General features: G+C 58.2%; 23 protein-coding genes and 2 tRNA genes. 8 read left to right on the top strand and 17 right to left on the bottom strand.

Annotated elements, in window-relative coordinates; genetic code table 11:
* Positions 1 to 62: 62 nt before the first annotated feature.
* From H7698_RS09330 to rimO, 5 genes are all read right to left on the bottom strand, one after another.
* Entirely contained in the window at positions 63 to 833 is a 771-nt protein-coding gene (locus H7698_RS09330; RefSeq protein ID WP_194691213.1) for an SDR family oxidoreductase, read from the bottom strand.
* 156 nt (positions 834 to 989) lie between these two features.
* On the bottom strand, positions 990 to 1,460 hold the full coding sequence (locus H7698_RS09325) for a DUF1456 family protein (protein WP_162439092.1): 471 nt from the start codon (positions 1,458 to 1,460) through the stop codon (positions 990 to 992).
* Positions 1,461 to 1,536: 76 nt separating this feature from the next.
* The gene (locus H7698_RS09320; protein WP_162439091.1) at positions 1,537 to 2,247 is read right to left on the bottom strand and encodes an rRNA pseudouridine synthase; all 711 of its coding nucleotides are present in this window, start codon (positions 2,245 to 2,247) and stop codon (positions 1,537 to 1,539) included.
* 185 nt (positions 2,248 to 2,432) lie between these two features.
* Entirely contained in the window at positions 2,433 to 2,906 is a 474-nt protein-coding gene (locus H7698_RS09315; protein WP_162439090.1) for an acetyltransferase, read from the bottom strand.
* Between the two features lie 112 nt (positions 2,907 to 3,018).
* Entirely contained in the window at positions 3,019 to 4,356 is a 1,338-nt protein-coding gene (gene rimO, locus H7698_RS09310) for a 30S ribosomal protein S12 methylthiotransferase RimO (RefSeq protein ID WP_162439089.1), read from the bottom strand.
* Between the two features lie 289 nt (positions 4,357 to 4,645).
* On the opposite strand from rimO, the gene H7698_RS09305 reads away from it, so the two are divergent.
* The 4 genes from H7698_RS09305 to H7698_RS09290 all read left to right on the top strand — a co-directional run bounded on the left by H7698_RS09305 (position 4,646) and on the right by H7698_RS09290 (position 8,978).
* The gene (locus tag H7698_RS09305) at positions 4,646 to 6,547 is read left to right on the top strand and encodes a potassium transporter Kup (RefSeq protein WP_194691212.1); all 1,902 of its coding nucleotides are present in this window, start codon (positions 4,646 to 4,648) and stop codon (positions 6,545 to 6,547) included.
* A 298-nt stretch (positions 6,548 to 6,845) separates the two neighbouring features.
* Positions 6,846 to 7,610: a MarR family transcriptional regulator gene (locus H7698_RS09300; RefSeq protein WP_235992783.1), complete on the top strand. Its 765-nt coding sequence runs from the start codon at positions 6,846 to 6,848 to the stop codon at positions 7,608 to 7,610.
* A 1-nt stretch (position 7,611) separates the two neighbouring features.
* Entirely contained in the window at positions 7,612 to 8,310 is a 699-nt protein-coding gene (locus H7698_RS09295; RefSeq protein WP_194691211.1) for a hypothetical protein, read from the top strand.
* Between the two features lie 128 nt (positions 8,311 to 8,438).
* Positions 8,439 to 8,978 carry a serine/threonine protein phosphatase gene (locus H7698_RS09290; protein WP_235992781.1) on the top strand — a complete coding sequence of 180 codons (540 nt, stop codon included), beginning with the start codon at positions 8,439 to 8,441 and terminating at the stop codon, positions 8,976 to 8,978.
* A 119-nt stretch (positions 8,979 to 9,097) separates the two neighbouring features.
* Here the strand turns inward: H7698_RS09290 and H7698_RS09285 are convergent, their stop codons facing one another.
* The 4 genes from H7698_RS09285 to H7698_RS09270 all read right to left on the bottom strand — a co-directional run bounded on the left by H7698_RS09285 (position 9,098) and on the right by H7698_RS09270 (position 13,702).
* Positions 9,098 to 10,393, bottom strand: coding sequence for a virulence factor family protein (locus tag H7698_RS09285; RefSeq protein WP_194691209.1), 1,296 nt, complete (start codon positions 10,391 to 10,393; stop codon positions 9,098 to 9,100).
* On the bottom strand, positions 10,393 to 13,035 hold the full coding sequence (gene mprF / locus H7698_RS09280; protein ID WP_194691208.1) for a bifunctional lysylphosphatidylglycerol flippase/synthetase MprF: 2,643 nt from the start codon (positions 13,033 to 13,035) through the stop codon (positions 10,393 to 10,395). The genes H7698_RS09285 and mprF overlap by 1 nt, the downstream gene beginning before the upstream one ends.
* A gap of 280 nt (positions 13,036 to 13,315) precedes the next feature.
* Positions 13,316 to 13,392, bottom strand: a tRNA-Met gene (locus tag H7698_RS09275).
* 233 nt (positions 13,393 to 13,625) lie between these two features.
* Positions 13,626 to 13,702: transfer RNA gene (locus H7698_RS09270), tRNA-Met, on the bottom strand.
* Positions 13,703 to 13,984: 282 nt separating this feature from the next.
* Here H7698_RS09270 and dinB point away from each other — a divergent pair.
* Positions 13,985 to 15,046, top strand: a complete 1,062-nt coding sequence (gene dinB, locus H7698_RS09265; RefSeq protein WP_194691207.1) for a DNA polymerase IV — start codon at positions 13,985 to 13,987, stop codon at positions 15,044 to 15,046.
* 122 nt (positions 15,047 to 15,168) lie between these two features.
* Here the strand turns inward: dinB and H7698_RS09260 are convergent, their stop codons facing one another.
* From H7698_RS09260 to H7698_RS09245, 4 genes are all read right to left on the bottom strand, one after another.
* The gene (locus H7698_RS09260) at positions 15,169 to 16,122 is read right to left on the bottom strand and encodes a hypothetical protein (protein WP_162439084.1); all 954 of its coding nucleotides are present in this window, start codon (positions 16,120 to 16,122) and stop codon (positions 15,169 to 15,171) included.
* Positions 16,123 to 16,139: 17 nt separating this feature from the next.
* A complete protein-coding gene (locus H7698_RS09255) occupies positions 16,140 to 17,855 on the bottom strand; it encodes a proline--tRNA ligase (protein WP_194691206.1) in 1,716 nt (571 codons plus the stop codon).
* Positions 17,856 to 17,996: 141 nt separating this feature from the next.
* Positions 17,997 to 19,556 carry an AmpG family muropeptide MFS transporter gene (locus tag H7698_RS09250; protein WP_194691205.1) on the bottom strand — a complete coding sequence of 520 codons (1,560 nt, stop codon included), beginning with the start codon at positions 19,554 to 19,556 and terminating at the stop codon, positions 17,997 to 17,999.
* A 43-nt stretch (positions 19,557 to 19,599) separates the two neighbouring features.
* Entirely contained in the window at positions 19,600 to 19,953 is a 354-nt protein-coding gene (locus H7698_RS09245) for an MGMT family protein (RefSeq protein ID WP_162439081.1), read from the bottom strand.
* Between the two features lie 164 nt (positions 19,954 to 20,117).
* Here H7698_RS09245 and H7698_RS09240 point away from each other — a divergent pair, with 164 nt between their 5' ends.
* Positions 20,118 to 21,125, top strand: coding sequence for a DUF481 domain-containing protein (locus H7698_RS09240; RefSeq protein ID WP_194691204.1), 1,008 nt, complete (start codon positions 20,118 to 20,120; stop codon positions 21,123 to 21,125).
* Positions 21,126 to 21,294: 169 nt separating this feature from the next.
* On the opposite strand, the gene H7698_RS09235 is transcribed toward H7698_RS09240, so the two are convergent.
* Positions 21,295 to 21,504: a cold-shock protein gene (locus tag H7698_RS09235; RefSeq protein WP_002554837.1), complete on the bottom strand. Its 210-nt coding sequence runs from the start codon at positions 21,502 to 21,504 to the stop codon at positions 21,295 to 21,297.
* A 354-nt stretch (positions 21,505 to 21,858) separates the two neighbouring features.
* Between H7698_RS09235 and dcd the strand changes: the two genes are divergently transcribed.
* Positions 21,859 to 22,425 (top strand): dCTP deaminase, encoded by a 567-nt coding sequence (gene dcd, locus H7698_RS09230; RefSeq protein WP_194691203.1) that lies wholly within the window; start codon positions 21,859 to 21,861, stop codon positions 22,423 to 22,425.
* Positions 22,426 to 22,532: 107 nt separating this feature from the next.
* A complete protein-coding gene (locus H7698_RS09225; protein WP_017336784.1) occupies positions 22,533 to 22,742 on the top strand; it encodes a hypothetical protein in 210 nt (69 codons plus the stop codon).
* A gap of 109 nt (positions 22,743 to 22,851) precedes the next feature.
* Here H7698_RS09225 and pdeM read toward each other — a convergent pair whose 3' ends face one another.
* From pdeM to H7698_RS09210, 3 genes are all read right to left on the bottom strand, one after another.
* A complete protein-coding gene (pdeM, locus tag H7698_RS09220; RefSeq protein WP_194691202.1) occupies positions 22,852 to 23,517 on the bottom strand; it encodes a ligase-associated DNA damage response endonuclease PdeM in 666 nt (221 codons plus the stop codon).
* A complete protein-coding gene (locus H7698_RS09215; protein WP_194691201.1) occupies positions 23,517 to 26,003 on the bottom strand; it encodes a ligase-associated DNA damage response DEXH box helicase in 2,487 nt (828 codons plus the stop codon). Before H7698_RS09215 ends, pdeM begins: the two co-directional genes overlap by 1 nt.
* Before the next feature lie 200 nt (positions 26,004 to 26,203).
* Positions 26,204 to 26,968: an ABC transporter ATP-binding protein gene (locus tag H7698_RS09210; RefSeq protein ID WP_162439076.1), complete on the bottom strand. Its 765-nt coding sequence runs from the start codon at positions 26,966 to 26,968 to the stop codon at positions 26,204 to 26,206.
* Positions 26,969 to 26,978: the final 10 nt, after the last annotated feature.

Raw genomic sequence — 26,978 nt, 5'->3', positions numbered from 1 at the left:
GGGGCATGATAACCCGATCGACCTCAGGATCGGTGCTGACTGTCAGCCCGCCATCGCTTATCTCAGAGACTGAACCCACCATCCAACGGAATAATATTCCCGGTCATGTACGCCCCAGCTGTACTCGCCAGGCTGATAGCCAACGCCGCCATCTCTTCCTCGCGTCCCCAGCGCTTCATCGGAATCAACGCCGTGTCTTGCGCCAGAGCCTGCTCGTCATCGCCAATGTGCTGCGTCATCTTGCTCGGGAAGCGTCCTGGTGCGATGACGTTGACGTTGATGTGCTGACTCACCAGTTCCCGCGCCAAAATTCGCGACAGTTGATGCAAAGCCGCTTTACTGGGGCCGTAGGCATAGGCCTGCTCGCCAAAGGATGAGATCCCCGCGACTGAACCGATATTGATGATTCGCGCCGGGTTCGCGGCTGAGCCGGCCCTTTTCAAGAGCGGCAGGAACTGCTGAATGCAATTGAACACGGAGGTCACGTTGAGCTGCATGACCTTTTCCCAGCCCTTCACGGGGTAACTCTCAAGCGGTGCGCCCCAAGTAGTGCCTGCGTTGTTCACCAGAATATCGAGATGAGTGATGTGCTCACCCAGGCGCGTCGCCAGCTGCAGAACACCTTCTTCGGTGGCGAGATTGGCTGCCATCCCGTGGCATTGGCCGAAGGCACTTAATTCCTCGGCGGTCTGCAGGCACGCCTCGGCATCCCGTGCGCAGACGTACACCGTCGCACCCGCTTCGACATAAGCCTTGGCGATCATTTTGCCGATACCGCGGGTGCCACCGGTCACCAGAGCGGTGCGGCCTTGCAGGGAAAAGTAGGGATGCATGGCGAGTCCTGAGAGCTGAGGGTCAATACACCCTAGTCGTCAGCCGCTGAAAGCGGAGCCACTATTTTTGCGAGGAATGGGGAAGCATTTCGGTTAAGCCCTGGAACGCCACCGCCTCTGTAGGAGCCGGCGTGCGCTCCTACAGTTGGCAGACTATTACTGCGGGCGAACGCGCAGGGTCAGGCCCTTGAGGAAATTGCGCAGCAACTGGTCACCGCAGGTACGGTAGTTGGTGTGGCCGAACTTGCGGAACAGCGCGCTCAACTCAGGCTTGGACACCGGGAACTCGGCGGCCTTGAGGATGGCGTGCATGTCGTCTTCCTTCAGTTCGAAGGCTACGCGCAGTTTCTTCAGGATGACGTTGTTGGTGACCGGCACTTCGATCGGCTGCGGTGGACGGCTGTCGTCCTTGCCGCGCTTGAAGATCACCAGGCCGTCGAGGAAGTGCGCCATGACTTCGTCCGGGCAGCGTACGAAGCCTTCTTCGTCTTCCTCTTTCTTATCGAGATAGGTCAACAGGTCTTCCAGGGACACGTCCATGCCGCCGAGCTTGATGATCTCGATGACTTTCTTGTCGCTGATGTCGAGCATGTAGCGCACGCTGCGCAGTACGTCGTTGTGAATCATGGTGTGCAATCCTGATATTCAGCAGTGGGCGCCGCATAAGCAGCGGCGCCGAAAATGTGTGGCGGCGAGAAAAGTCTTAGAACTTCTCTTTGCCGGACAGGTAGCGCCATTGCCCCACGGGCACTTTGCCGATGGACACGCCGCCAATACGGATTCGACGAATGGCGACGACCTTCAGGCCGACGGCCTGGCAGAACAGGGCGATCACGCCCGGTTGTGGATTCTTCATGGCGAAACGCAGGCGGTTCTCGTTCTGCCAGCTGGCTTTCACCGCCGGCAGTTCCTTGCCCTTGTAGGTCAGGCCGTGGTTCAGGCGATTGAGGCCGTGAGCGACCATCTCGCCTTCCACCTCGACCACATACTCCTGCTCGATCTTGGCGGCGTCCGCTGTGAGCTTGCGCAGGATCTTCCAGTCCTGGGTGAACACCAGAAGACCGCTGGCATTGGCCTGCAGATCGGTACTGGCGGTCAGGCGCAGGAAGTGACCCTTGAGCGGCCGCTTGCTGAAGCGGTGTTCTTCGCTCAGGGTTTCAGCGCTGATGGTCGCCATGGCCGTTTCCGCATCCATGCCTGCCGCAACGTTGAACAAGATCGTCACCGGCTCTGGCGCGGTGGCCTTGGCTTCTGGATCGAGTTCGACTTTCTGGGTGTCGACCTTGAACTGTGGCTCGTCAATGACCTCGCCATCCACGGTGACCCAGCCGCCCTCGATGAACAGCTCAGCCTCCCGACGGGAACAGCCGACGAGTTCGATGAGGCGTTTGGAGAGACGAATCGGGTCAGTCATGACAGGGCCGTAACAAAAAAGGGGTGGGCATTGTACCTGCTGGGCGCCGGTTAATCCCGGCTCCATTTGCTGCAGGTGCTTTTAATGTGGGAGCTGGCTTGCCGGCGATGCAAGCGACACGGTTGTCTGTTGGACCGAGTTGATGCTATCGCCGGCGAGCCAGCTCCCACAGTGTTCACGGTTAATTAGCCATTTCGCGTTATTTGTTGCGTCTGGCGCAGCCGCATGTGCAACAACGGATAAGGCTGGCCCATACCGTCATGCTCTGAGCGACCAATCACCTCAAAGCCCTGTTTGAAGTAGAACCCCAACGCCTGCGGATTCTGTTCATTGACGTCCAGTTCATCGGCATTCAGATGTTCCATGGCATAGCGCAGCAGCTGTTTCCCCAGACCCTGGCCACGATGCGCCGGGTCGATGAAGAGCATCTCGATCTTGCCCGCCGCAACCCCCGCGAACCCGGTGATGCGTTGGCGTGAGTCTGTGGTGCAAATCAGCATGACCGCATCCAGATAGCGGGTCAGCACCAGGTTCTTCAGCAGTTCGATGTAGCTGTCCGGGAGAAAGTCATGGGTCGCTCGCACCGAGGCTTCCCAGACTTGCACGAGTTCATCGTAATCACTGTGTTTCGGTGTGTGGATAACCGAATGGTGGCGCATGGCCCAATGCCCCTTGCGAAGTGAATGAAAAGAATCCTTTCGTTACAAAACGATAGACGTAAAAAAGCCCCGCATCTCGTCAAGAAAGCAGGGCTTTTTATATTTTTTGCGTTTAGATCTGTTCAGCCCACAAGTCGTACTCGTCGGCGTCGGTCACTTTGCACCAGACCTTGTCGCCCGGCTTGAGGTTACTGCCGTTGTCGATGAACACGTTACCGTCGATTTCCGGGGCGTCGAAGAAGCAGCGACCCACGGCGCCTTGCTCATCGACTTCATCGACCAGCACTTCGATTTCACGGCCAACGCGCATTTGCAGGCGAGCCGAGCTGATGGCCTGCTGGTGGGCCATGAAGCGGTCCCAACGGTCTTGCTTGACGTCGTCCGGCACGATCGCCGCGTCCAGCAAGTTGGCCGGTGCACCTTCGACCGGCGAGTACTGGAAGCAGCCAACGCGATCGAGCTGGGCTTCGGTCAGCCAGTTCAGCAGGTATTGGAAGTCTTCCTCGGTTTCGCCCGGGAAGCCGACGATGAAGGTCGAACGGATGATCAGGTCCGGGCAGATCTCGCGCCAGTTCTTGATACGCGCCAGGGTCTTGTCTTCAAACGCCGGGCGTTTCATGGCTTTCAGGACTTTCGGGCTGGCGTGCTGGAACGGGATGTCCAGGTACGGCAGGATTTTGCCGGCGGCCATCAACGGGATCAGCTCGTCCACATGCGGGTACGGATAAACGTAGTGCAGACGCACCCAGACACCGAGGGTGCTGAGGGCCTCGCACAGTTCGGTCATGCGGGTCTTGACCGGCGCGCCGTTCCAGAAACCGGTTCGGTACTTCACGTCGACGCCGTAGGCACTGGTGTCCTGGGAGATCACCAGCAGCTCTTTGACGCCGGCCTTGACCAGACGCTGGGCCTCGTCGAGCACATCACCCACCGGACGGCTGACCAGTTTGCCGCGCATTGACGGGATAATGCAGAAGCTGCAGCTGTGGTTGCAGCCTTCGGAAATCTTCAGGTAGGCGTAGTGGCGCGGGGTCAGCTTGATGCCTTGAGGTGGCACCAGGTCGATCAGCGGGTTGTGATCCTGGCGCGGTGGCACGGCGTCGTGCACGGCATTGACCACCTGCTCGTACTGCTGCGGACCGGTAACGGCCAGCACGCTTGGGTGCACGTTGCGGATGGCGCCTTCTTCGACACCCATGCAGCCGGTCACGATGACCTTGCCGTTTTCCTTGATCGCTTCACCGATCACTTCCAGGGATTCAGCCTTGGCCGAGTCGATGAAACCGCAGGTGTTGACCACCACGACGTCGGCGTCCTGATAAGTGGACACAACGTCATAACCTTCCATGCGCAGCTGGGTAAGGATGCGCTCGGAATCGACCAGTGCTTTGGGGCAACCCAGGGATACGAAGCCAACCTTTGGATTGGCCGGCGCAGGAGTGGTGGACATGTCTAACCTCGGTATTTGTGACGCCTCCAGCCGGGAACGGCAAGGCGACTGACGGGCGCTTTATCGCGCCTCTGATCAAAAAGTGCGCAATTCTAGCGATGGCAAGCTCACTTGACCAGCTTTATGGAGGGAAATACGACGAGTGCTGCGCTATGCTTCGCGCCGTTACGCTTTACCGAATTTTTATAGTCAATAAAACGTCTGTAACCGTAAGTAAAACAGCGCATGCTGCGTGGCAAAGCATAGTGCTTCTTCCAAAGAAGCCCGGTCTGGGTAGTAGGAGTGGTAGATGGGGCAGGCAAGTAGTCAGGCGGCAGGTGCCGAGCATTCGGTAGCAAAGCCGATAGGCATGCTGGTCGCGGCAGTCGGGGTGGTTTATGGCGATATCGGTACGAGCCCGCTGTATACCCTCAAGGAAGTGTTTTCCGGTGGCTATGGCGTACCGGTCAACCATGACGGTGTGTTGGGCATCCTGGCGTTGATCTTCTGGTCCCTGATCTGGGTCGTCTCGATCAAGTACATGATGTTTGTCTTGCGTGCCGACAACCAGGGCGAAGGCGGGATCATGGCCTTGACGGCGCTGGCCCGGCGGGCAGCGGCGGGGCACCCGAAGTTGCGCAGCTTGCTGGTGGTGTGCGGGCTGATCGGTGCAGCGCTGTTCTACGGTGACAGCATGATCACACCGGCCATTTCGGTCCTTTCGGCGATTGAAGGCCTGGGGTTGGCATTCGATGGCATCGACCATTGGGTGGTGCCACTGTCGCTGGTCGTGCTGGTGGCACTGTTCCTGATTCAGAGTCATGGCACTGCGCGGATCGGCATTCTTTTCGGGCCGATCATGGTGACCTGGTTCGTGGTGCTCGGGGCGCTCGGCGTCTACGGCATCATTCAACACCCGGAAGTCTTGAAGGCGATGAACCCTGTATGGGGCGTGCGCTTCTTCATCGTTCACCCGGGCATGGGTGTGGCGATCCTCGGTGCGGTGGTGCTGGCGTTGACCGGTGCTGAAGCGCTGTACGCCGACATGGGCCACTTTGGTCGCAAGCCGATTGCCCGTGCCTGGTTCATCCTGGTGCTGCCGGCGCTGGTGCTGAACTACTTCGGCCAGGGTGCGTTGCTGCTCGGTGATCCAGAAGCTGCACGCAACCCGTTCTACCTGTTGGCTCCGAGCTGGGCGTTGATTCCGTTGGTGGGGTTGTCGACCATGGCCACGGTAATCGCCTCTCAGGCGGTGATTTCCGGTGCGTTCTCCTTGACTCGTCAGGCGATCCAGCTCGGCTACATTCCGCGCATGCACATCCGCCACACGTCCAGCGCCGAACAGGGCCAGATCTACATCGGCGCGGTTAACTGGGCGCTGATGGTCGGCGTGATTCTGTTGGTGCTCGGTTTCGAATCCTCGGGTGCACTGGCCTCGGCCTACGGTGTGGCGGTGACGGGCACGATGCTGATGACCACCATTCTGGTATCGGCCGTGATGCTGCTGCTGTGGAAATGGCCACCGATCCTCGCCGTGCCGGTGTTGCTCGGTTTCCTCTTGGTGGACGGTCTGTACTTCGCTGCCAACGTGCCGAAAATCGTTCAGGGCGGTGCATTCCCGGTCATTGCCGGTATCGCGCTGTTTGTGCTGATGACCACCTGGAAGCGCGGCAAGCAACTGCTGGTCGAAAGGCTGGATGAGGGCGGATTGCCGCTGCCGATCTTCATCAGCAGTATTCGCGTCCAACCGCCGCATCGCGTGCAGGGCACCGCCGTGTTCCTGACCGCACGGCCGGACGCCGTGCCACACGCGCTGTTGCATAACCTGTTGCATAACCAGGTGCTGCACGAGCAAGTGGTGTTGCTGACCGTGGTGTACGAAGACATCCCGCGGGTGCCGCCGGCCCGGCGCTTCGAGGTCGATTCCTACGGCGAAGGGTTCTTCCGGGTGATCCTGCATTTTGGCTTCGTCGACGAGCCGGACGTGCCGCAGGCGCTGAAGTTGTGTCACCTCGATGATCTGGACTTCAGCCCGATGCGCACCACCTATTTCCTCAGCCGCGAGACCGTCATCGCCTCCAAACTTGAAGGCATGGCGCGCTGGCGTGAGGCGCTGTTCGCCTTCATGTTGCAGAACGCTAACGGCAACTTGCGCTTCTTCAATCTGCCGCTGAACCGGGTGATTGAATTGGGGACGCAGGTCGAGATGTAAGTCCGCCACATCAAAAAGCCCCCGTTGCCATGAAGGTAGCGGGGGCTTTTTTGTGCCTGGGCGTCTAGTCTGGACCCAGCAAAGGACCCTGTGGGAGCGGGCTTGCCCGCGATGATGGCAGCAGCTCCAGCACTAATGTCAGAGACCTGCCGCTCTCGCGTGCAAGCCTGCTTCCACAAGCGATCTGCAGTGTTCCGCTGAAATCTGTTAAGTCTTGAAAAATCTTGACGGCTCAATATTTTCAATGAGACAAGTGTCCACGTTTTATGGAATGTGGACACTTGGAGTTTTTAGCTTCATGAAGAGTCAAGACATATTGCTTTTGTTTAAGATGGCCAGCCTGCATGCCCAAGAAGAAAATCTTTCCGGGAAGATGGAATCTGAAGCGAGTTCCAACACAGTTGAGGAGATGCTTAAGCCCTCGAAGATTCATCTGACGCCGGGGGGGCGAGCGGGGCAGTCGCTCGCCACATATCTCGCTGAAGGTGAAGAAGCGGTATTCCAACGCCGGGCTTTCGACTCATCCTTGGGCGAAGAGGATGGGTGGGAAGGGTGGTCGGAGCCTGTACTTTCTCTTCCGCTGACGAGCTGGAGTGACGCTTACTCGTTGCGTGCGTTGTCTGTGTCTCTGGGGATAAGCAAAAGTGAAATTTCAAACTCCTTGGCCAGATGTCGTGAGTCTGGGTTGCTAATCAGTGACTACGACACCGGACTTGCGACAGTTAATCGGCGAGAGCTGCTGAAAATCACTGAGCATGCGTTGAAATACTTCTTCCCTGTGAGGCCGGGCGCAATGGTTCGCGGTATTCCAACAGGCTTCGCAGCACCAGCGCTGTCCAAAAGCATCAAGAGTGCTGGCGCGCTGATTCCAGTCTGGCCAGATCCGCTCGGAACCGAGCGTGGTCAGTCGATAGAACCGCTCTACAAAACCGTGCCTGAGGCGGTTAAGAAGGACAGGACTCTTTATCATTATCTCGCGCTGGCTGATGCGATCCGTCTTGGTGGCCCGCGAGAATGTGACGTAGCAATAAAGATTCTAAAGGCAGGGATGGGCCTCAAATAATATGTCTTCAAATGCTGATCACAACTATGAACTCATAGAATTTGTCGCCGACGGTTTAGGGGAGGAATTTCTCGCTGAAGTTGCCTTCGTCGGCGGTTGCACCACGGCCATGCTGGTTACTGACATTACGGTACTGGACGACATTCGTTTCACCGATGATGTTGACTTGGTAATTGAACTGGCCGGTATTAGCGCTTGGCAGCACCTTACAAAACGGCTGGCAGCCAAGAATTTCAAGATCACTGGTCAGGATGAGGTCAACTGTCGTTTCCGCTTCAACGACGTTGTCGTTGACGTGATGCCTTCGGACCCCGCTGTTCTCGGATATGCCAACCGTTGGTTCGTGGAGGGGCTGGCCAGGGCTGATAAATTTGCATTGCCCAGCGGTACGGTCATTCAGATATTCAAACCGACCTACTTTCTTGCAACGAAGCTAGAGGCCTTCACTGGTCGTGGTGGTGGCGACCCATACCACAAAGACGTTGAGGACATAATCATTTTGATTGATGGGCGTACGGAACTCATGGAGGAGGTTAGACAAGCTGAGTCTGAGCTCAAGGAATTTATTACAACTGGAATTCGCGAACTCATGGCGCTCAGTGGAATCGACTACGTGATTGAAAGCTCTGGTTCGGTGCTGGCAAATCCTGGTAGGGGCCGAATCATCCACATGCGCATGAGGGATCTTGGTAACGCATGAGATACGAGTCCAGATCTGTAAAGGGGCAGGCTAGGAAAGCTAATCATGATTGTGCGGGGGCTCTCTGTTACGGAAACAGCGGGCTATTCGTCATCACGGATGGTACGTCGAAGCCTGGGAGTTGTCAGTTGGCTGAATGCTTCGTAAAAGGGATTTTAGCGGCCTATGAGACACGCATAAATCAGGGGGCTGATATCACCGAACACGGAGCGGTCGAGCAGCTTCTTTGTTCAATGCTGGCCGAGCTTCACCCCATCTTGTTTGCTGACGAGACAGGGACGGTGTGTTATTTGGTTGGTGTCGCAGCTCATGGAAAGCTCACGCTTGCGTATGAGGGTGATTGTTCATGCGGTGTGGTGGCGCCGGCAATCACGATCGAGTGGATCACGCCGCCCCACTGCAAGGCCAATTGGAGGCGCGACCGTTCGCATCGTGAGTTGGCGCAAGATCCGGCTCGGAACCGGATAACCCGATGCCTGAAGGTTAATTGCCTCCCGGACCCTGACTTTGTTTTTCACCCGTTGGCCATTGGTGAGCGACTGGTGTTCGTAACCGATGGATTTTGGGCAGAGTTAACGGAGGCACAGCAAAGGAGCTTGCTAGCAGCACCTGATAGCGACTTTGTTGCTGTTGAAGATGACGTAACGTGGATAGATGTTCAGCTCTAGCTTTGGAAGTACAGAACATCGACATAGCGTCCGGCTGGCTGGTAGCGCTTCATGTTTGTAAATGTAAAAAGCCCTCGCAACCTTATGGATGCGAGGGCTTTTTGTTGGTGAGGCTCAGATCATTCCTGAGCTTCCGTTTCCTTGGCTTGTCGCTTCTCGATCACGTCCACCAACCGCTGCGCCAGTTTCGGGTAGTTCTCGTCGAAGTGGTGGCCGCCCGGCAGCTTCATCGCTTCGCCCACTGCGGTTTTGTCGGTGCAGCCGCTTTCGTCGGCTTCCTCTTCACCGTAGATGCACACCACTTTTTCCGGTGGCAACTTGGCCATTTCCGGGCCGGTGGCGGCTTCTTTGCCGGCGTTGCCCAGCCAGCCTTCGACTTCGATTTCAAAGCTGCCGGTGCGGGCGAACGCCAAGAGGATGATTGCGTCGACGCGCTGTTGTTCTGATGGCTCCAGGCGATTGTAGATCGCCGGCAGTACGTCGGCGCCGAAGGAGTAACCGGTCAGGATGAAGCGCTTGGTGCCCCATTTCTGCCGGTAGTGTTGCATCAGCTCGGCCAGATCCAGCGCACTTTGCTCAGGGCTCTTGTGCTGCCAGTAGTAGCGCAGGGTATCGATGCCGACGACCGGATAGCCGATCTTTGCCATCTCGCCTGCTACATCGCGGTCGAGGTCGCGCCAGCCACCATCGCCGGAAAGGAACAGGGTGACGGTGTCCTTGGCTTGCCCCGCCGGTACTTCCACCACCGGGATCTGCAAGCCACCGGCGGCCTTGTCGCCACCGACCAGGATTTTGCGAAGTTCGTTGTTCAGCACTTGCGGAAGATTGATGTCGTAGTCGCTGATGCTGGTTTCGGCGTTGGGTTGATCGCGCACGAAACCTGCGCTGGCGTCGTCCGGGTTATCGTTCCAGGCCACCAGCCAGTGGCCGTGGGCGGCGCTTTTAGGCAGCAGGTGGGTGCAGCCGGGCTTTTCCAGCGCCAGGTCGACTGACACTGCCTGGGCTTTGTCATCCTTCTGCTCGGACAACCAGCGCCACGCCAGTGCGGCGCCGGGGCCAATGCCGCTGACCAGGGTCGCCGGGCCTTTCAATTCCCGCAGGCCCGTTTGGAGTGCGCGACTTTGCAGCAGACACTCCTTGGGCAGAATCACTTGAACAATCTGCGCCGAGGCCGAACGGCTCAGGGTCATCAGTTGTTGGTCGCTGAGTTTCTGATCGTCGTTCACCGCCACCAGCACCTGAGCCGTCGGCGTGGTGCCAGGGATGACACGGGTCATGACGGTGCCATCGGCCGGTGTCAGCCGTTCGAGGGTCGGTGCCGGTGCCGGGCGTTTGAGGTACCAGTAACCGCCACCGAGAATCAGGGCCAGCACTACCAGTGTGGCCAGTACATACCGCAGGGAGCGTTGAATCATCAGCGTTTCACCAATCCAGTCAAGCCGCCCGCAATCAGGGCAGCAGTGTCGGCCAGCGCCACCAGCGGATCGAGTCCGGCGGGCACGGCCATATAGCGGGGTTCCCAGTCAGGCTGGAATTTGTCTTTGAAGCGGCGCAAACCTTGGAAGTTGTAAAGCTGCTCACCACGGCGGAAAACCATCGAGCCCAGACGCTGAGTCAGTGGTGCGCCACGACGGGGTTGCAACCCCGACAACGGCACCATGCCCAGGCTGAAGCGCGCGTATCCATGATTTTTATAATGTTGAATCAGACCGACCATCATGAATTCCATGGTCAGCTTCGGGGCTTCCGGGTGCGCCCGCATCAGGTCGAGGCTCGCCAGGTCGTGACCGAAAGTCTCGAGCAAGTTGGCAAACGCCACCGGGCGTCCTTCGAAACGAATGACAGCTACGCGGAAATGTTTGAGGTAGTCATCGCTGAAACGGCCAAGGGAGAAGCCTTTCTCGCGCACGTTCTTGCCGGTCAGCCAGGCATCGGAAATCACCTTGAGCTCGTCCATAGGCGCCTGTTCCGGCTCGAAGATCTCCAACGACAGGCCGTCGCGCGTGCCGCGGTTCCAGGTGTAGCGCAGGTCCTTCATCTCTTTGCCCTTGGCTTCAAGGTCAAAGCGATGCAGATCGACCCGGGCTTCTTCGCCCAGTTTGATCGCGGTCAGCCCGATGTCCATGTAGTAGGGCAGATTCTCGGCGCGCACTTGATAGAAGACGGGCCGGGCGTGATGGATGTCGCACAGGTCACGGAACTGCCAGATCATCTCGGCCCGTTGCTGGGTCGGTCCGATCGGGTCGTACAACGCCACCAGGCTGCGTCCACGACGGGCGTACATCAAAAAGGCCTGGTCGTCGGGATGGAACAGCAACGCTTTGTCACCGGTCAGCGCCAGGCCGCCGTCGGGCTGGGAGGAGGCCATGAGGATCTTTATGGCCCTGTCCAGTTCGTCCTGTGTTGGCAGGTGGATCACCGGGCGCGCGGTGCGCAGCAGCCAGGTCAGGGAGACCACCACCAGCAACACAGCGGCGCCGAGCAGCGAGCGCAGGCCCCGAGGTGCGTCGGCGTCGAGGGTGAACTGCCACCACAGTTGATGGCTGTAGGGAACATCCTGATAGGCAAACAGCAACAGCCAGATCGATGCTGCGAGCACGCAAACGCTGGCGACCAGGTACAGCGGCGAGAACGGTAATTCCGTCAGTCGACTCGCGCGATAGAACGAGCGACGGAAAACCCCCAGCAGGCTGGCGGTCAGCGTCAGCAGGCAGGCTTCTTCCCAGTCGAACCCTTTGAGCAGGGAGAGTAGGGCGCCCACCAGCAACAAGATGGTCGTGAGCATCCACGCCGCAGAGAGACGGCGGCGCAAGCCTTGGGCCAGCAACAGGCAGAGCACGCCAATCAGGCTGGCGCCGAAGTGCGAGGCGTCGACCAGGCGATGAGGAATCAGAAAACCGATGTGCTCCAGGCGGGTGTCGATCTCAGGCGTCACGCCGGAAAACAACAGCACCACGCCCGACAGGAACACCAGTACCGCCAGAATCGGGGCGGCCAAACCGGAGGCGACGCGCAGGGATTGGCGCGATTGGAACAGGCGCTGTCCTTCATTGATCAACAGGAATAGGCAGGCCACCAGCAAGGGAAGGATGACGTAAATCAACCGATAGAGCAGAAGTGCGGCCGCCAGCGGCGCGGCGCCGAGCTTATCGGCGAAGGCTGCCAGCAGTATCGCTTCGAATACGCCGACGCCGCCGGGTACATGGCTGAGCACACCGGCCGCCAGCGCCAACAAGTAGACCAGCAGGAACGCCCCGAAAGGTGGAGCTTCGGGCAGTAGCAAATAGAGAACAGTTGCGGCAGCTGCGACGTCCAGGGCCGTGATGATCAGTTGCAGGAAGGTCAGGCGACGGCCTGGCAGGCGCAAGGTGCGGCGTCCAACCCTGACCAGCAAGTTGTTCTTGTAAGGTTGATCCGGAAGGCGGCGGCGGTAGATGCCTATGGCCAATACGCTGAAGAGCAGCAGCACAGCGGCTGCCACCGCTCCGAGTAACGTCTCGGACAGCCCAAGGGCCGCAGAGGCTGCTGGCAGGTCGCTGAGCGTCGCCAGCGCTGCCAGTGGCGGCAGCGCGCAGCCTAGCGAGAGGCTGGCGAACAGCGTCATATGCGCGACTTCGGAGGCCCCCAGGCCATGCCGTGCATATAGACGGTAACGAACCGAGCCACCCGAGAGCATCGACAAGCCGATCGCATTGCCGATCGCGAACGCAGTGAATCCGCCCAGTGCCAGGATTCGAGGCGCCAGTGTCACACCGGCATAGCGACTGGCCGACCACTCATAGCCCAGCAATATGATGAAGCCGACCACGGTGGCTGCGAGTGCACCGAGTAGCGCGGGCTTCGGAACTTCGAGAATCGAGTCATGCAGGGCGTAGAGGTCGAGTTCGCTCAACAGATGGCGACAGGCAATCAGCGCGATAGCAAACAGCAGCACCGTCACCGCCAGGCCGATAGGCTGGCGATATTTGCTGACCAGATCCAGCAGGCGCAGGCGCTCTGCTTTGATCGGTTGTGTGGCTGTAACGGTGTCTTGTGGATCAGACGAGTTGGCGCGCATCAATCACCTCTTGGATTGTGCGCGACAGGATGGGGGTATCCAGCCAAGTTACCAATCCCTGTAGAAAAAAATAATTACAAATATTAACGCCTCTCACCGTCATTGGGTGAAGGCGCATCATCAGGCGAAGAGGGGGGGCTGCCTGGGATCAGCATAGTCTGAACTCGGCACGTTAGTGACCACTAACGGCTCACCTTCACGATGACAGATCATTGTTGCGAAAGGACTTTTTCAACAGACACAAAAAAGGCCACTCTTTCGAGTAGCCTTTTTTGATGTTTGGTTGCGGGAGCCGGATTTGAACCGACGACCTTCGGGTTATGAGCCCGACGAGCTACCAGACTGCTCCATCCCGCGTCTGTGTGGCGGCATTCTATAGAGATACGCCGGGGTGTCAACCGTTAATCCAGAAAGAAGCCAAATAAGCGTAAATGAGCGGCGGAGTGGTTGTCTTGGAGGCATAAGTTTCGGAAGCGGAACGATTTCTCTTCAGTGCCTGTTATTTGCCTAGCTGCTTAATGTCGCGCTTAGGCGTACAAAACAAGCGCCCACAAAAAAGGCCACTCTTTCGAGTAGCCTTTTTTGATGTTTGGTTGCGGGAGCCGGATTTGAACCGACGACCTTCGGGTTATGAGCCCGACGAGCTACCAGACTGCTCCATCCCGCGTCTGTGTGTCGGCATTCTACAGAGGATCGCAGGTGTGTCAACCATGAAATCCGAGAAAACCTGTGGTGGTTCAATCGCTTAGCTCAAAAAGAGTGCTGTAAAAAGGCCTGCAGGCCAAGCATGGCAAGGCTTTCAGCTCTATTAGTGCATGGTTTTCGATTGAAAAAACAAATTCATCTTTTTTCCTACGCGTAGAAAAGAAGATTCTGACCACTGGTGCTATATACAGGTGTGAGTGAGATACTGCCGGTCCGACTCGCCGATACTCCTCACCACCTTTATATGAACCAGCGAAAAATCATCCACGTCGATTGTGATTGCTTCTATGCCGCCATCGAGATGCGTGACGAACCGAAGCTGGCCGGAAAACCCTTGGCCGTGGGTGGTTCGGCGGATCGGCGCGGGGTGATCGCCACCTGCAACTACGAAGCGCGGGCGTATGGCGTGCGTTCGGCCATGTCTTCCGGGCACGCGATGAAACTGTGCCCAGACCTGACGATCGTCAAGCCGCGTATGGACGCCTATAGAGAAGCGTCCAGGGAAATCCATACGATCTTTCGCGATTACACGGACCTGATCGAGCCGCTGTCCCTTGATGAGGCTTACCTTGATGTGTCGGACAGTGCGCATTTCGGCGGCAGTGCGACGCGTATCGCCCAGGAAATCCGTCGGCGTGTCTCCAATCAGCTGCACATCACGGTCTCGGCTGGCGTGGCGCCGAACAAGTTCCTGGCCAAGATCGCCAGCGACTGGAAGAAACCCAACGGTTTGTTCGTCATCACGCCGGATCAGGTGGAGGACTTCGTCAGTGGTTTGCCGGTCAGCAAGCTGCACGGGGTCGGCAAGGTGACCGCGGACAAGCTGGGCAGGCTGGGCATCGTCGACTGCTCGCATTTGCGCGACTGGGACAAGTTGGCGCTGGTGCGCGAGTTCGGCAGCTTCGGGGAACGACTGTGGAGTCTGGCGCGTGGGATTGATGATCGACTGGTGCACAACGACAGTCGTCGCCAGTCAATCAGTGTCGAGAACACCTATGACGTGGATCTGCCGGATCTGGTGAGTTGCCTGGACAAGTTGCCCGAGTTGCTCGAAACGTTGAGTAATCGCATGTCACGGATCGACAGCAGTTACCGGCCGGGCAAGCCTTTCGTCAAAGTGAAGTTTCATGATTTCACCCAGACCACGCTGGAGCAGGCCGGGGCAGGGCGGGATCTTGGGAGTTATCAGTTGTTGCTGACCCAGGCATTCAACCGCGGCGCGAAGCCGGTGCGATTGCTGGGGATAGGGGTCAGGCTGGAGGATTTGCGAGGCGGGTTCGAGCAGATGGAGTTGTTTGAGCGTTGAGGTCTTAAGATCAAAAGATCGTCCGAACGCGGCCCGAGCCTGCGGCAGCTCCTACACGAGAATGCGTTCTTCTGTAGGAGCTGCCGAAGGCTCGGGCCGCGTTCGGACGATCTTTAAGCGGTTTAATTCGGTCCCGGATCCGCCACCAGGCGCCCGGCATCCTTGGTCAGTGACTTGAGGAATTCGGTCTGCAGTTCAGGGTCGTTGCGCGTCAATTCGATCAGGCTCTGTTCCAGTTCACTGGCTTCCTCTTCCAGGCCCAGCTCCGACAGGCGCTTGACCCGGTGGACCCACTGGCTCACTTCGTCGTCTTCGAGATCGTCGTAAATCAGCCCGTGAGCTTCCAGCAACTTTCCACGCAAAGAGCTGCTGACCATGAGGGGCAGATCAGTGTGCACATCGCCCTGGCCATCTTCGACGCTGATCAGAAGCCGACTCAGATGATTGATGTCATGTTCAGCGAACGGGCTGTCCAGCAGGTTCAGGCGTAAAACACCGTTCTTGTCGGTGGTCAGCTCAAACGTTTCCTTGCCAGCCTTGACCTGCACCGGACGCTCGCTCCAAGGCAGGCTTGAGTACTCGGTACGCTTGTCCTGCTGGACTTCGTCGATGCCCGCCAGGTTTTGCTGCGCACGACCATGGGATTGCACGTTCATGAACGGATTAAGCCCTGCGAAACCGTAACTCAGCCAATCTTTGGTCACGCTGTCCGGCAGGTTGCCAAGAGCAAACACATTGACGACATTCGCACCCACGCCTGCCACGACCGCAACCGCACCCAGCGGAATTTCGTAAGCCTCCCGCCAGGGTTGGTATGGGGTGTAGCGATCGTAGTGACGCGTCACTTCAAATTCGGTGACTTCGAACGTTTTCTGCTCGTGGATCTTCACCCGACGTTGTGGCAGCTCAAGCACCTTGGGCTCGCCGACATCGATCTGCAGGCTGTGATCGAGCAATTTGCGCTCGACACGTTCCTCGTGCTCGCTGCGTTGCGACATGTGATTGGCACAGCCGCTGACCAGCAGGGTGCCGCACAGGGCAGCACCACCGAGGCCTAAGGTGTTTCGCTTGAACATGACTTCTCTATCTGGTGTCAGCGGCGGATACGGGCCTGGAGGAAGGACAGCACGTCAGCAACCGGCAGCGCTTGCGCTTCAGGCTCGGTACGGCTCTTGTATTCCAGGTTGCCTTCGGCGAGGCCGCGGTCACTGACCACGATCCGGTGAGGAATACCGATCAGTTCCATGTCCGCGAACTTGATGCCCGGGCTGGTTTTCTTGTCACGGTCGTCCAACAGCACTTCGAAGCCGGCAGCCGTCAGTTCTGCGTACAGCTTGTCAGTGGCTTCGCGAACCTGTTCGGTTTCGTAGCGCAGAGGGACCAGTGCAACCTGGAACGGCGCCAGCGTGTCGCTCCAGATGATCCCGTTGGCGTCATTGTTCTGCTCGATGGCGGCAGCCACCACGCGGGAAACGCCGATGCCGTAGCAGCCCATTTCCAGGGTGACCGGCTTGCCGTTCTCGCCCAGCACTTCGCATTTCATCGCTTTGCTGTACTTGTTGCCCAGCTGGAAGATGTGCCCGACTTCGATGCCGCGCTTGATTTCCAGTGTGCCTTTTCCGTCCGGGCTAGGGTCACCCGCCACGACGTTGCGCAGGTCGGCAACGGTCGGAACTGGCAGATCGCGTTCCCAGTTCACGCCGAAGTAATGCTTGTCGTCGATGTTGGCACCGATGCCGAAGTCGCTCATCAGCTCGACGGAGCGGTCGATGATGATTGGCAGTGGCAGGTTCAACGGGCCGAGCGAACCGGCGCCGGCGCCAATGGCGTCGCGCAGTTCGGATTCGGAAGCCATGACCAGCGGGCTGGCAACGCCTGGCTGGTTCGCCGCCTTGATTTCATTCAGCTCGTGGTCGCCGCGGATGATCAGGGCAATCAGCTTGCCTTCTTCTTCAGCGTGAACCACCAGGGTCTTGATGGTTTTTTCGATCGGCAGGTTGAAGCCTTCGACCAGTTGCGCGATGGTCTTGGCGTTCGGCGTGTCGACCAGGCGCAGCTCTTCGGCCGGTGCTGCGCGGGATGTTTCGCGGGGCACTGCTTCGGCTTTCTCGATGTTCGCGGCGTAGTCGGACCCGTTGCTGAAGACGATGTCGTCTTCGCCGGATTCGGCCAGTACGTGGAATTCGTGGGAGCCGGCGCCACCGATGGAGCCGTTGTCAGCTTCAACCGGGCGGAATTTCAAGCCCAGGCGAGTGAACACGTTGCAGTAAGCCTGGTGCATGCGATCGTAGGTGACCTGCAGCGAAGGCTGGTCAGCGTGGAACGAATAGGCGTCCTTCATGATGAACTCGCGGCCGCGCATCAAACCGAAGCGTGGGCGGATTTCATCACGGAATTTGGTCTGGATCTGATACAGGTTGATTGGCAGCTGCTTGTAGCTGCTCAACTCGTTGCGCATCAGGTCGGTGATCACTTCTTCGTGAGTCGGGCCGGCGCAAAAATCGCGACCGTGACGATCCTTGAAGCGCAGCAGCTCGGGGCCGTACTCTTCCCAGCGACCGGATTCCTGCCACAGCTCAGCCGGTTGGGTGCTCGGCATCAACACTTCGAGAGAGCCCGCGGCGTTCATTTCTTCACGAACGACGGCTTCAACCTTGCGCATCACTCGCAGGCCCATGGGCAGCCAGGTGTACAGGCCCGAAGCGAGTTTGCGGATCATGCCGGCGCGCAGCATCAGCTGGTGGCTGATGACGACCGCGTCGGAAGGCGTTTCTTTCTGTGTGGCGAGCAAAAATTGACTGGTGCGCATGGTTGGCCGTTGTCGGTTGCTGATGACGAGAAATGACGGAGCATTGTACGGGCGAGATCCGCTGGCGTACAGGCGTGCGGTCGGTGGTGTCGCAGGGGCGAGCGAATCACTGCGCCCCTGCGAGACTTTGCGGGTAGCGTCCTAGGACTCTTCCGCTACCTGCGTAGGAATCGGATCCGGCGTCGGCGTCGGACCCGCACGACGGCTTTCCTGGTACCAGTGCAAGATGATCAGCAGAAGCGTGGGAACGCCTAGCAGGGCGGTGATCAGGAAGAAATTGTGATAACCGAACTTTTCCACCATGACCCCTGAGTAGCCACCAATCAGGCGCGGTAACAACAGCATGATCGAGCTCAGCAAGGCGTACTGGGTGGCCGAGAACTTGAGGTTGGTGAGGCTCGACAGGTAGGCGACAAACGCTGAAGTCGCCAGCCCCGAGCTGAAGTTGTCCAGGGAGATGGTGGCGATCAGCATGTTCAGGTTGGCGCCCATGTCGGCGAGCATCAGGAACAACAAGTTCGTGCCGGCCGACGTAATGCCGCCGATGAGCAGTATCGGCAAAATACCGAAACGAACGATCAGCAGGCCACCCATGCCGGCACCGACGAGGGTCATGATCAGGCCGAAAATCTTGCTGACGCTGGCGATCTGATCCTTGGTGAAGCCCTGGTCGATGTAGAACACGTTGGCCATGACGCCCATTACCGTATCGGACATTCGATAGGTGGCGATCAGACCAAGCAGCAGGAACGCCTGCCAGCGGTAACGCAGAATGAAGTCGTTCACCGGCGTGAGTACCGGCGCGAGGCCGCGACGGCCTACGGCGGACAGGCACATCAAGGTAAGTGTGGTGTAAAGGATCGCACGCAAGAAGGCGCGGTCCTGTAGCAGCAGGTCCAGCAGGCTCACGCCCTCGAACAGTACGCTGGCGAAGTCGGTGTTATAGAGCTGCGTGAACATGGCCGGTACGGAGACCAGCAGCACGATCAGCACAAACACGGACATCAATTGATGCGCAAAGCTGTAACGCCCGGCTTGAAGTTGAGTGCGCAAGGGCACCGGAGGCTCGCGCATGAACAGGGTGGTCAACAGCGCTGGAATCATCAGGGCGCCGAACAACACATACGTGCCCGCCCAGGCCGAATGTTGATAATTGAAGCCGGTGGAGCCGAAGCCTTCTGCAAAGAACAGCGCGCCAGCGGTGGCCAGCAGTGCGGCGATTCGATAGCCGGACATGTAGGCAGCGGCCAGTGCTGCCTGGCGACTGTCTTCGGCGATTTCCAGCCGATAGGCATCGACCGCGATGTCTTGCGTGGCCGAGGCGAAGGCTACGATGACCGCGATTGCGATCAACCAGGACAAGTGTTTTTGCGGGTCGCAGAAACCCATCCCGACCAAACCGAGGATCACCAGGGCTTGTGAAAGCACCAGCCAGGAGCGTCGACGACCGAGTTTGCCGAGAAATGGCAGGCGCCATTGATCCAGCAACGGTGACCAGACCCATTTAAAGGCGTAGGCCAGACCGATCAGGCTTGCATAGCCGATGGTTTCGCGAGCCACACCGGCTTCACGCAACCAGACGGAAAGTGTTGAAAACACCAGCATGTACGGCAGGCCGGCGGCGAAACCCAGCAGCAACAGCACGAGTGTTGAAGGGCTGGCATAGGCGGCGAGCGCGGCGCGCCAGGTTTTACGGGGCATGGGCTGGAGTCTGCCTCAAGATTACGGAAACAAAGCGCGCACTCTAACCGCTGTGCTCTACCGGACGCCAGCCATGGCGCTGAATATCAACACGATTATTCAGGATACTGATGCCTTCCTCGCGCAATCGAGCACGCTGTTCATCCCCGGAAGCGCTGCCCACAGGCAGGCTGATCCGCCCACCAGAACCGAGGACCCGGTGCCATGGCAGTTTGGTGTCACCGGGCAGTTGGCTCAGTGTGCGTCCGACATAGCGGGCAGCACGACCGAGTCCAGCCAGTTCCGCCAGTTGACCATAGCTGACGACTTTGCCTTCGGGCACTTGAGCCAACGTCAAGTAGAGGGCCGTACGTCTGATTTGTGCGGCGCTTTCAATTTCAGTGGTCGGGTCTGTCACGTGCGCAGTTCCTGAAGGAGGGTCGCATTCCTGCCTTTAGAGTAAGTCCTGAATTGCCAGTTGAGAAATGAACTCAATAGAAATAGTCGGGTCAGTCCTTGCTAGGGTCTTATTCGTAAGGATAATGCCGACTTTTTTTCGCAAACTTGAGCCTGTATTTGCTTATGGTGTCCAGAACCCTGCTGTGCCTCGCTGTCTTCAGTGCATCCACACCCTTGCTCGCCGACACCGTATGGTTAAAGAACGGTGACAAGCTGAGCGGCAAAATCACCCTGTTCGATGGCGGCAAGCTGTTGATTCAGACGGAGTACGCTGGTGCTATTCCGATTGACTGGAAACAGGTCAAAACGTTGGAAAGCGACCAGGAGTTGCTGGTCAAACAGGACGCTTACACCGGCGAAAGGGCCAAGTCCCTGCACGCGGCGGACGAAGGCAAGGTGATACTGGCCAATGGCGAGGCTCCCAAAACCGTCGAGCTGGCCAGCATCCAGCAGATCCTCAAGCCCAAACCGGTGGTCGAAGACCTGGTGTGGAAGGGGAATGTCGACTTGGCGCTGGACTATCAGCGAGCAGAGAAAGACACTGATGACTACGACGTAGACTTCAAGACCACTGCTCGCCATGGACGGTGGCGTCACACGGCAGAAAGCGAGTACAACCGGGAATTTCAGGATGATGTCGTCACGACTGACAACTGGCGTGGTGAGTACTCCCTCGACCGCTTCCTGACTGAAAAATGGTTCTGGCAGGGTCGCCTGGTCTACAAGCGTGACAAGGTTGAAGACCTTGCCCGCCAGCGTACAGTCGGTACAGGCCCTGGTTACCAGTTCTGGGATGACGAGTTGGGCGCATTCTCCCTGGGGTCGCTGGTCAACCGCACGGATTATGAATACTCGGACGGTGGCAAAGAGAACTTCTATTCTCTGGCGATGAAGTGGGACTACAACCGTTACCTGATCGGCAAGAAAGTGGAGTTCTTCACCAACGGCGAGGTGGGCAAGCCGCTGAGCGGCGTAGCGGATTACGCGCTGGATGCCGAAGTCGGGTTGCGCTACAAAGTGACCGACTGGGCGTCGCTTAACCTGAAGGCAGAGCGAGACATTATTTCAGGTAGCGATGAGGCTGACCTGAGCAAGACCCGTTACACCGCAGGGTTTGGCGTCGCCTGGTAAGCCGCTGGAAGATCAAAAGATCGCAGTCTGGGGCAGCTCCCACAGGGAATCGAATTCCATTTGTGGGGGGCTGTAGCAGGCTGCGATCTTTTTTGTACCCGGCAAAAACACACAGGCACAAAAAAGCCCCGCTTTTGAGGGCGGGGCCTTTTACTAAAGCAAGTACAAGTTAGATAACTTGAACTTCTTCAGCTTGCATGCCTTTCTGACCGCGGGTAGCGATGAAAGAAACCTGTTGGCCTTCTTTCAGGCTTTTGAAGCCGTCGGATTGGATAGCTTTGAAGTGAACGAACAGGTCGTCACCGGATTGTGGAGTGATGAAGCCGAAGCCTTTTTCATCGTTGAACCACTTAACGGTACCGGTTTGGCGATTAGACATGGTGTAACTCCTTGAACAAAGATAACTGCGACGCAGGAAGAACCCTGGCCGAGACTGAGTGCAAAGAGCAGGAAAAATTCTTGTAGATGGTTGGATCGAAATTCAACATATCGTGTAGAGATTCTCAGTGACACAAGCAGCACAGTGGCGCCACCTTAACCCTTTTTCCGGAACGTGCCAATGCTTCTTGCGAAGGTTTCTCTGTTTTCGTGACTGACGGTGCAGCGAATTATCGTCAAGGTCCCGGAAAACGGGGGGAAGGCCGAGAATTGTACAGCGAACTTTGAACAGGCGGCGCGCGCCCGGTAAGATGCCGGACAGATTTTTTCCACCTCGCTATTCAGGACAACCGCCATGAGCATCAAATCGGACAAGTGGATTCGCCGCATGGCGCAAGAGCACGGCATGATCGATCCTTTCGTCGAGCGCCAGGTGCGCGGAGAGGGCGCCGACCGAGTGATCTCCTATGGTGTGTCGAGCTACGGCTACGACGTCCGTTGTGCCGATGAATTCAAAGTGTTCACCAACATCAATTCGGCAACCGTCGATCCGAAAAACTTCGATGAGAAGAGCTTTGTCGACATCAAGAGCGACGTCTGCATCATCCCGCCGAACTCGTTCGCTCTGGCTCGCACCGTGGAGTTCTTTCGCATTCCGCGCAATGTGCTGACCATCTGCCTGGGTAAAAGCACCTATGCCCGTTGCGGCATTATCGTCAACGTAACGCCGCTCGAGCCTGAGTGGGAAGGTCACGTGACCCTGGAGTTCTCCAACACCACCACGTTGCCGGCGAAAATCTACGCCAACGAAGGTGTCGCACAAATGCTGTTCTTCGAATCCGACGAAGAGTGCGAAGTTTCCTACAAAGACCGTGGCGGCAAGTACCAGGGCCAATTGGGCGTCACCTTGCCTCGCACTTGAGTCATTGATCTGACGGGCAGTGGGAATTCTTGAGCGGGTAGACACTCTATTGGGTGTACTGCCCGGTTCGCGCACAGCGGACCGGGCCATTGCTCAGGAGTGCTCTAATGAAGATCGATCCGCGAATAAGTGCCGAACTGGCAAGGCTTGAGCCCAATCAGGTTGGCGTGTTGGCCTGGTCCTTGTTGGCACACCCGCCAATCAGCATGGCAGGGGGCATCCCCGGTCAGCCTGATCCTGATACCCCGAATGAACAACCCACCGAACCTGGCGAGCCCACCTTGCCGGATGAGCCTCCACCCGCGCCTGTCGCTTGATGCCCCGCGCGAAAAAGGGTGTGTAAGAGCAAAGCTTGCTCGCGATAGCAGTCTTTTATTCAAGCGAAGTTATTTGCCTGGAAAACTGCCATCGCGAGCAAACTTCGCGCTAGAGGTTCGGGTTCACCGGCCATATTTCGTTATCGCCAATGACGAAAATCCTGCAACTGTCATCTCGCTCCACCTGATACCCCCCGGTAAACGCGCCAAAGGCCGGAAGCAGGCTGATGGTTTCACCGAGCCTGAAACACGCCAACCGTAAACGCTGCCGACCTCGACCGTTCAGCCGATAGACGGGATGTACGTGGCCCGCCAACACGTGTCTGTCTGAATGCGGCGTCGGCTCATGTTGCAGCGCAAACGGCCCCAGCAACAATGGCTCGGGCACCACCCTGATGTTCAACGACTCCGGAGGATCGCCGGCGCGCTTGTCGTGATTGCCCCGGATCAGCGTCATGGGCAGGTCGATGTGCCGCCTGCGCCATTGCGCCAGGGCGTCTAGCGTGGCGCTGGCATGTGAGCCGGGTCCATGGAGAAAGTCCCCGAGAAAAATAAGCTGGCGACAGGGCAGGGTGGCCAGCAATTGGTCCAGCACACCAATGTTCTGCGACGTGGTGCCTTGAGGGACGGGTTGCCCAAGGCTCCGATAAGCCGCCGCCTTGCCAAAGTGCACATCTGCAATCAACAGCGCTTGTTGCGCGGGCCAGTAAATCGCCTTCTCCGGCAGCAGCCAAAGGTCTTCACCGGCGAGTCGAACGGGATAAGGCGTGCTCATCAGGCTTTCCCTGTTTCCGCGACTTTCTCCAGATCGCCGACCATGCGCCGGATACGGTCTGAGAGCTTTTCCGAACTCATGCTTTCGCGCATGCGCTCAACCAACAATGGAAATCCGAGTGGCGTGGGACGCTTGATGTGATGCAGATCGAGCCTCAGCTCACTGATTCGTTCCAGGGTTTGCTCCAGGCGATCAACATCCAACTCCTCCCTTAGTACTTCTTCCCCGGCTTGGGCCAGCAGGAGATTGTCGGCGTCGTACTGTTTAAACACCTCGAAAAACAGCCCGCTCGACGCCTGGACCTGGCGAGTGCTTTTGGGGGCGCCCGGATAACCTGCGAACACCAGCCCGGCAATGCGCGCGATTTCACGGAAACGGCGCAAGGCCAATTCGCCGGCATTCAGGCTGGCGAGTACATCAGCCAGCAGACGCTCAGGCGTCAACAGATCGCGATTCAGGTGTTCAGACCAATCCACATAAGTGGCGCTGAGCAGTTCCAGTCCGTAATCATTGACCGCAATTGAAAATGTCACCGGCAATCGTTGACTGACCCGCCACGCCAGCAAACTCGCCAGCCCCAAGTGAACCTGACGCCCCGCGAAGGGGTAGAGGAAAAGGTGCCAGCCTTCGCGGGATTTCAACGCTTCTGCCAGCAGGCTGGTCTCGGTTGGCAGCGCAGACCAGCGTTGCTGCACGTCCAGTAAGGGGCGCAATGCCTTCATTTCCGGGCCGGCAAACTCACCTTGTGCCGCCTGACTGAAGCGCATGACCACGGCATTGGCCAACTCGCTGGACAGTGGCATCCGTCCACCATTCCAGCGGGGCACCGCGGCTTTTTTAACCGTGCTGCGCTTGACGTAGGCGGTCATGTTTTCAACCCGCACCAATTCCAGCAACCGACCAGCAAACAGAAATCCGTCGCCAGGTTTGAGTCGTGCGATGAACCCTTCTTCAACACTGCCCAACTGCTTGCCACCGCCACCCTTGCTCCAGAATTTCAACTGGATGCTCGCATCGCTGACGATCGTGCCGATGCTCATGCGGTGCCGGCGCGCCAATCGTGCATCGGGGACACGCCACACCCCATGTTCATCAGGTTCGGCCCGGCGATAATCCGGGTAGGCCGTCAGAGAAAGCCCGCCATGGCGTACGAAAGCCAGCGCCCACACCCAGTCGGCCGGGCTTAGGTCGCGATAGGCCCAGGCACCGCGTACTTCTTCGTACAACTCGTCAAGCAAAAAACCGCCGCCCAGCGCCATGCTGACCAAGTGCTGCACCAGCACGTCCAGAGATTTTTGCGGAGATCGACGCGGCTCGATCCGACGTTGTGCCACCGCGTCCTGGGCGGCGGCAGCCTCAATCAATTCAAGGCTGTGGGTCGGCACCAGTGTTACGCGGGACACTCGCCCCGGCGCATGACCGGAGCGCCCCGCCCGCTGCATCAGCCGCGCTACGCCTTTGGCCGAGCCGATTTGCAGCACCCGTTCCACCGGCAGGAAGTCCACCCCCAAATCCAGGCTGGACGTGCAGACCACCGCTTTGAGCTGACCGTCCTTGAGCGCACGCTCGACCCAGTCACGGGTGTCTCGAGAGAGCGAGCTGTGGTGCAGCGCGATCAATCCTGCCCAATCCGGTCGAGCTTCCAGCAACGCCTGATACCAGATCTCTGATTGAGCGCGGGTGTTGGTGAACACCAGGGTGCTGGGGCTCGATTCAAGTTCCCCGACCACCTGGGGCAACATCTTCAAACCGATGTGCCCGGCCCATGGAAAGCGTTCGATGGCAGGCGGTAACAGTGTGTCGATCCGCAGTTCCTTGCCGTTCTGACCTTGAACACTGATGCCGCCCCCCTGTGGGATCAGGACCTGCTCGGCGTGGGATTGGTTACCCAGCGTTGCTGAAACGCCCCACACGATTAACTGCGGGTTCCAGCGGCGCAATCGAGCGAGGGCCAGTTGCAGTTGCACGCCGCGCTTGTTGCCCAGCAGTTCATGCCACTCATCCACCACTACCATGCGCAACGTCGATAACGCAGTGTGTGAATCGGCGCGGGCAAGCATCAGCGTCAAACTTTCCGGAGTGGTAATCAACGTAGTAGGCAGACGCCGGCTCTGGCGCGCGCGCTCACTGCTGCTGGTGTCGCCAGTGCGCAGGCCCACGCTCCATGGGATCTGCAAGTCCTGCAGCGGTGCTTCCAGCGCGCGCGCGGTATCGGCCGCCAATGCGCGCATAGGCGTTATCCACAGCACCGTTAGGGGTTCGGCAATCGGCTTTCGTTTGCGAGGGGTGACAACGGAAGGGACAGAAGAGGCGTAGCGATTAAGCGCCGCAAACCAGAGTGCATAGGTTTTCCCGGCACCGGTACTGGCGTGCAGCAAACCGCAATGGCCCTCTTTTACGGCTTTCCACACCTGTTTCTGAAAGGCGAATGGCGTCCAGCCGCGCGCGGTGAACCATTGTTTCGCGAAGTTGGTAGAGGTTCCCATGCCGACGGCGTGCGCTCTGAAAGTCTTCTTTCAGTGACCGCGGCAACGCCAGAAAGGTTTAATCACATGGCACGAACTGTAGGAGCTGCCGCAGGCTGCGATCTTTTGATCTTGATGTTCTGCGTTGTCAAAAAACACAGAGCAAAAGATCGTCCGAACGCGGCCCGAGCCTGCGGCAGCTCCTACGATGGGATCGCGAACTACTTGAGGTTGCCGCTGAGAAATTGCTTCAGCCGTTCGCTCTTCGGATTGCCCAGCACTTCGTCCGGCGCACCTTCCTCTTCCACCAGCCCTTGATGAAGAAACAGCACCTGGCTCGACACCTTGCGGGCAAAACTCATTTCGTGGGTCACCATGATCATGGTCCGGCCTTCTTCCGCCAGGCCCTGGATCACTTTCAGCACTTCCCCTACCAGTTCAGGGTCCAGTGCCGACGTCGGTTCGTCAAACAGCATGACTTCCGGTTCCATCGCCAGCGCACGGGCAATGGCCACCCGTTGTTGCTGCCCGCCGGACAGGAACGCCGGGTATTGATCCGCCACCCGTGCCGCCAGGCCCACCTTGTCGAGGTAACGTCGGGCACGGTCTTCCGCTTCCTTCTTGTCGCAACCCAGCACACGGCGCGGGGCCATGCTGATGTTCTCAAGCACCGTCATGTGGCTCCACAGGTTGAAATGCTGGAACACCATGGCGAGGCGGGTGCGGATCTTCTGCAGTTCATCGGCATCGGCGACGTGCATGCCGTGGCGATCCTTGATCATGCGGATGGCCTGGCCGTCCAGGGTCATGGCGCCGTCGTTGGGTTGCTCGAGAAAATTGATGCAACGCAGGAAGGTACTTTTGCCCGAACCGCTGGCGCCGATCAGGCTGATGACGTCGCCAGTGTTGGCCTTGAGCGAAACACCTTTGAGCACTTCATGATCGCCATAGCTTTTATGCAGGCCTTCAATGGTCAGTTTGTACATGGGGCATGCA

The sequence above is a fragment of the Pseudomonas sp. p50(2008) genome, from assembly GCF_015351605.1.
Taxonomy (GTDB): Bacteria; Pseudomonadota; Gammaproteobacteria; order Pseudomonadales; family Pseudomonadaceae; genus Aquipseudomonas.
Note: the sequence above shows the minus strand (reverse complement) of the source record. Positions and strands in the feature narration are given on the sequence as shown.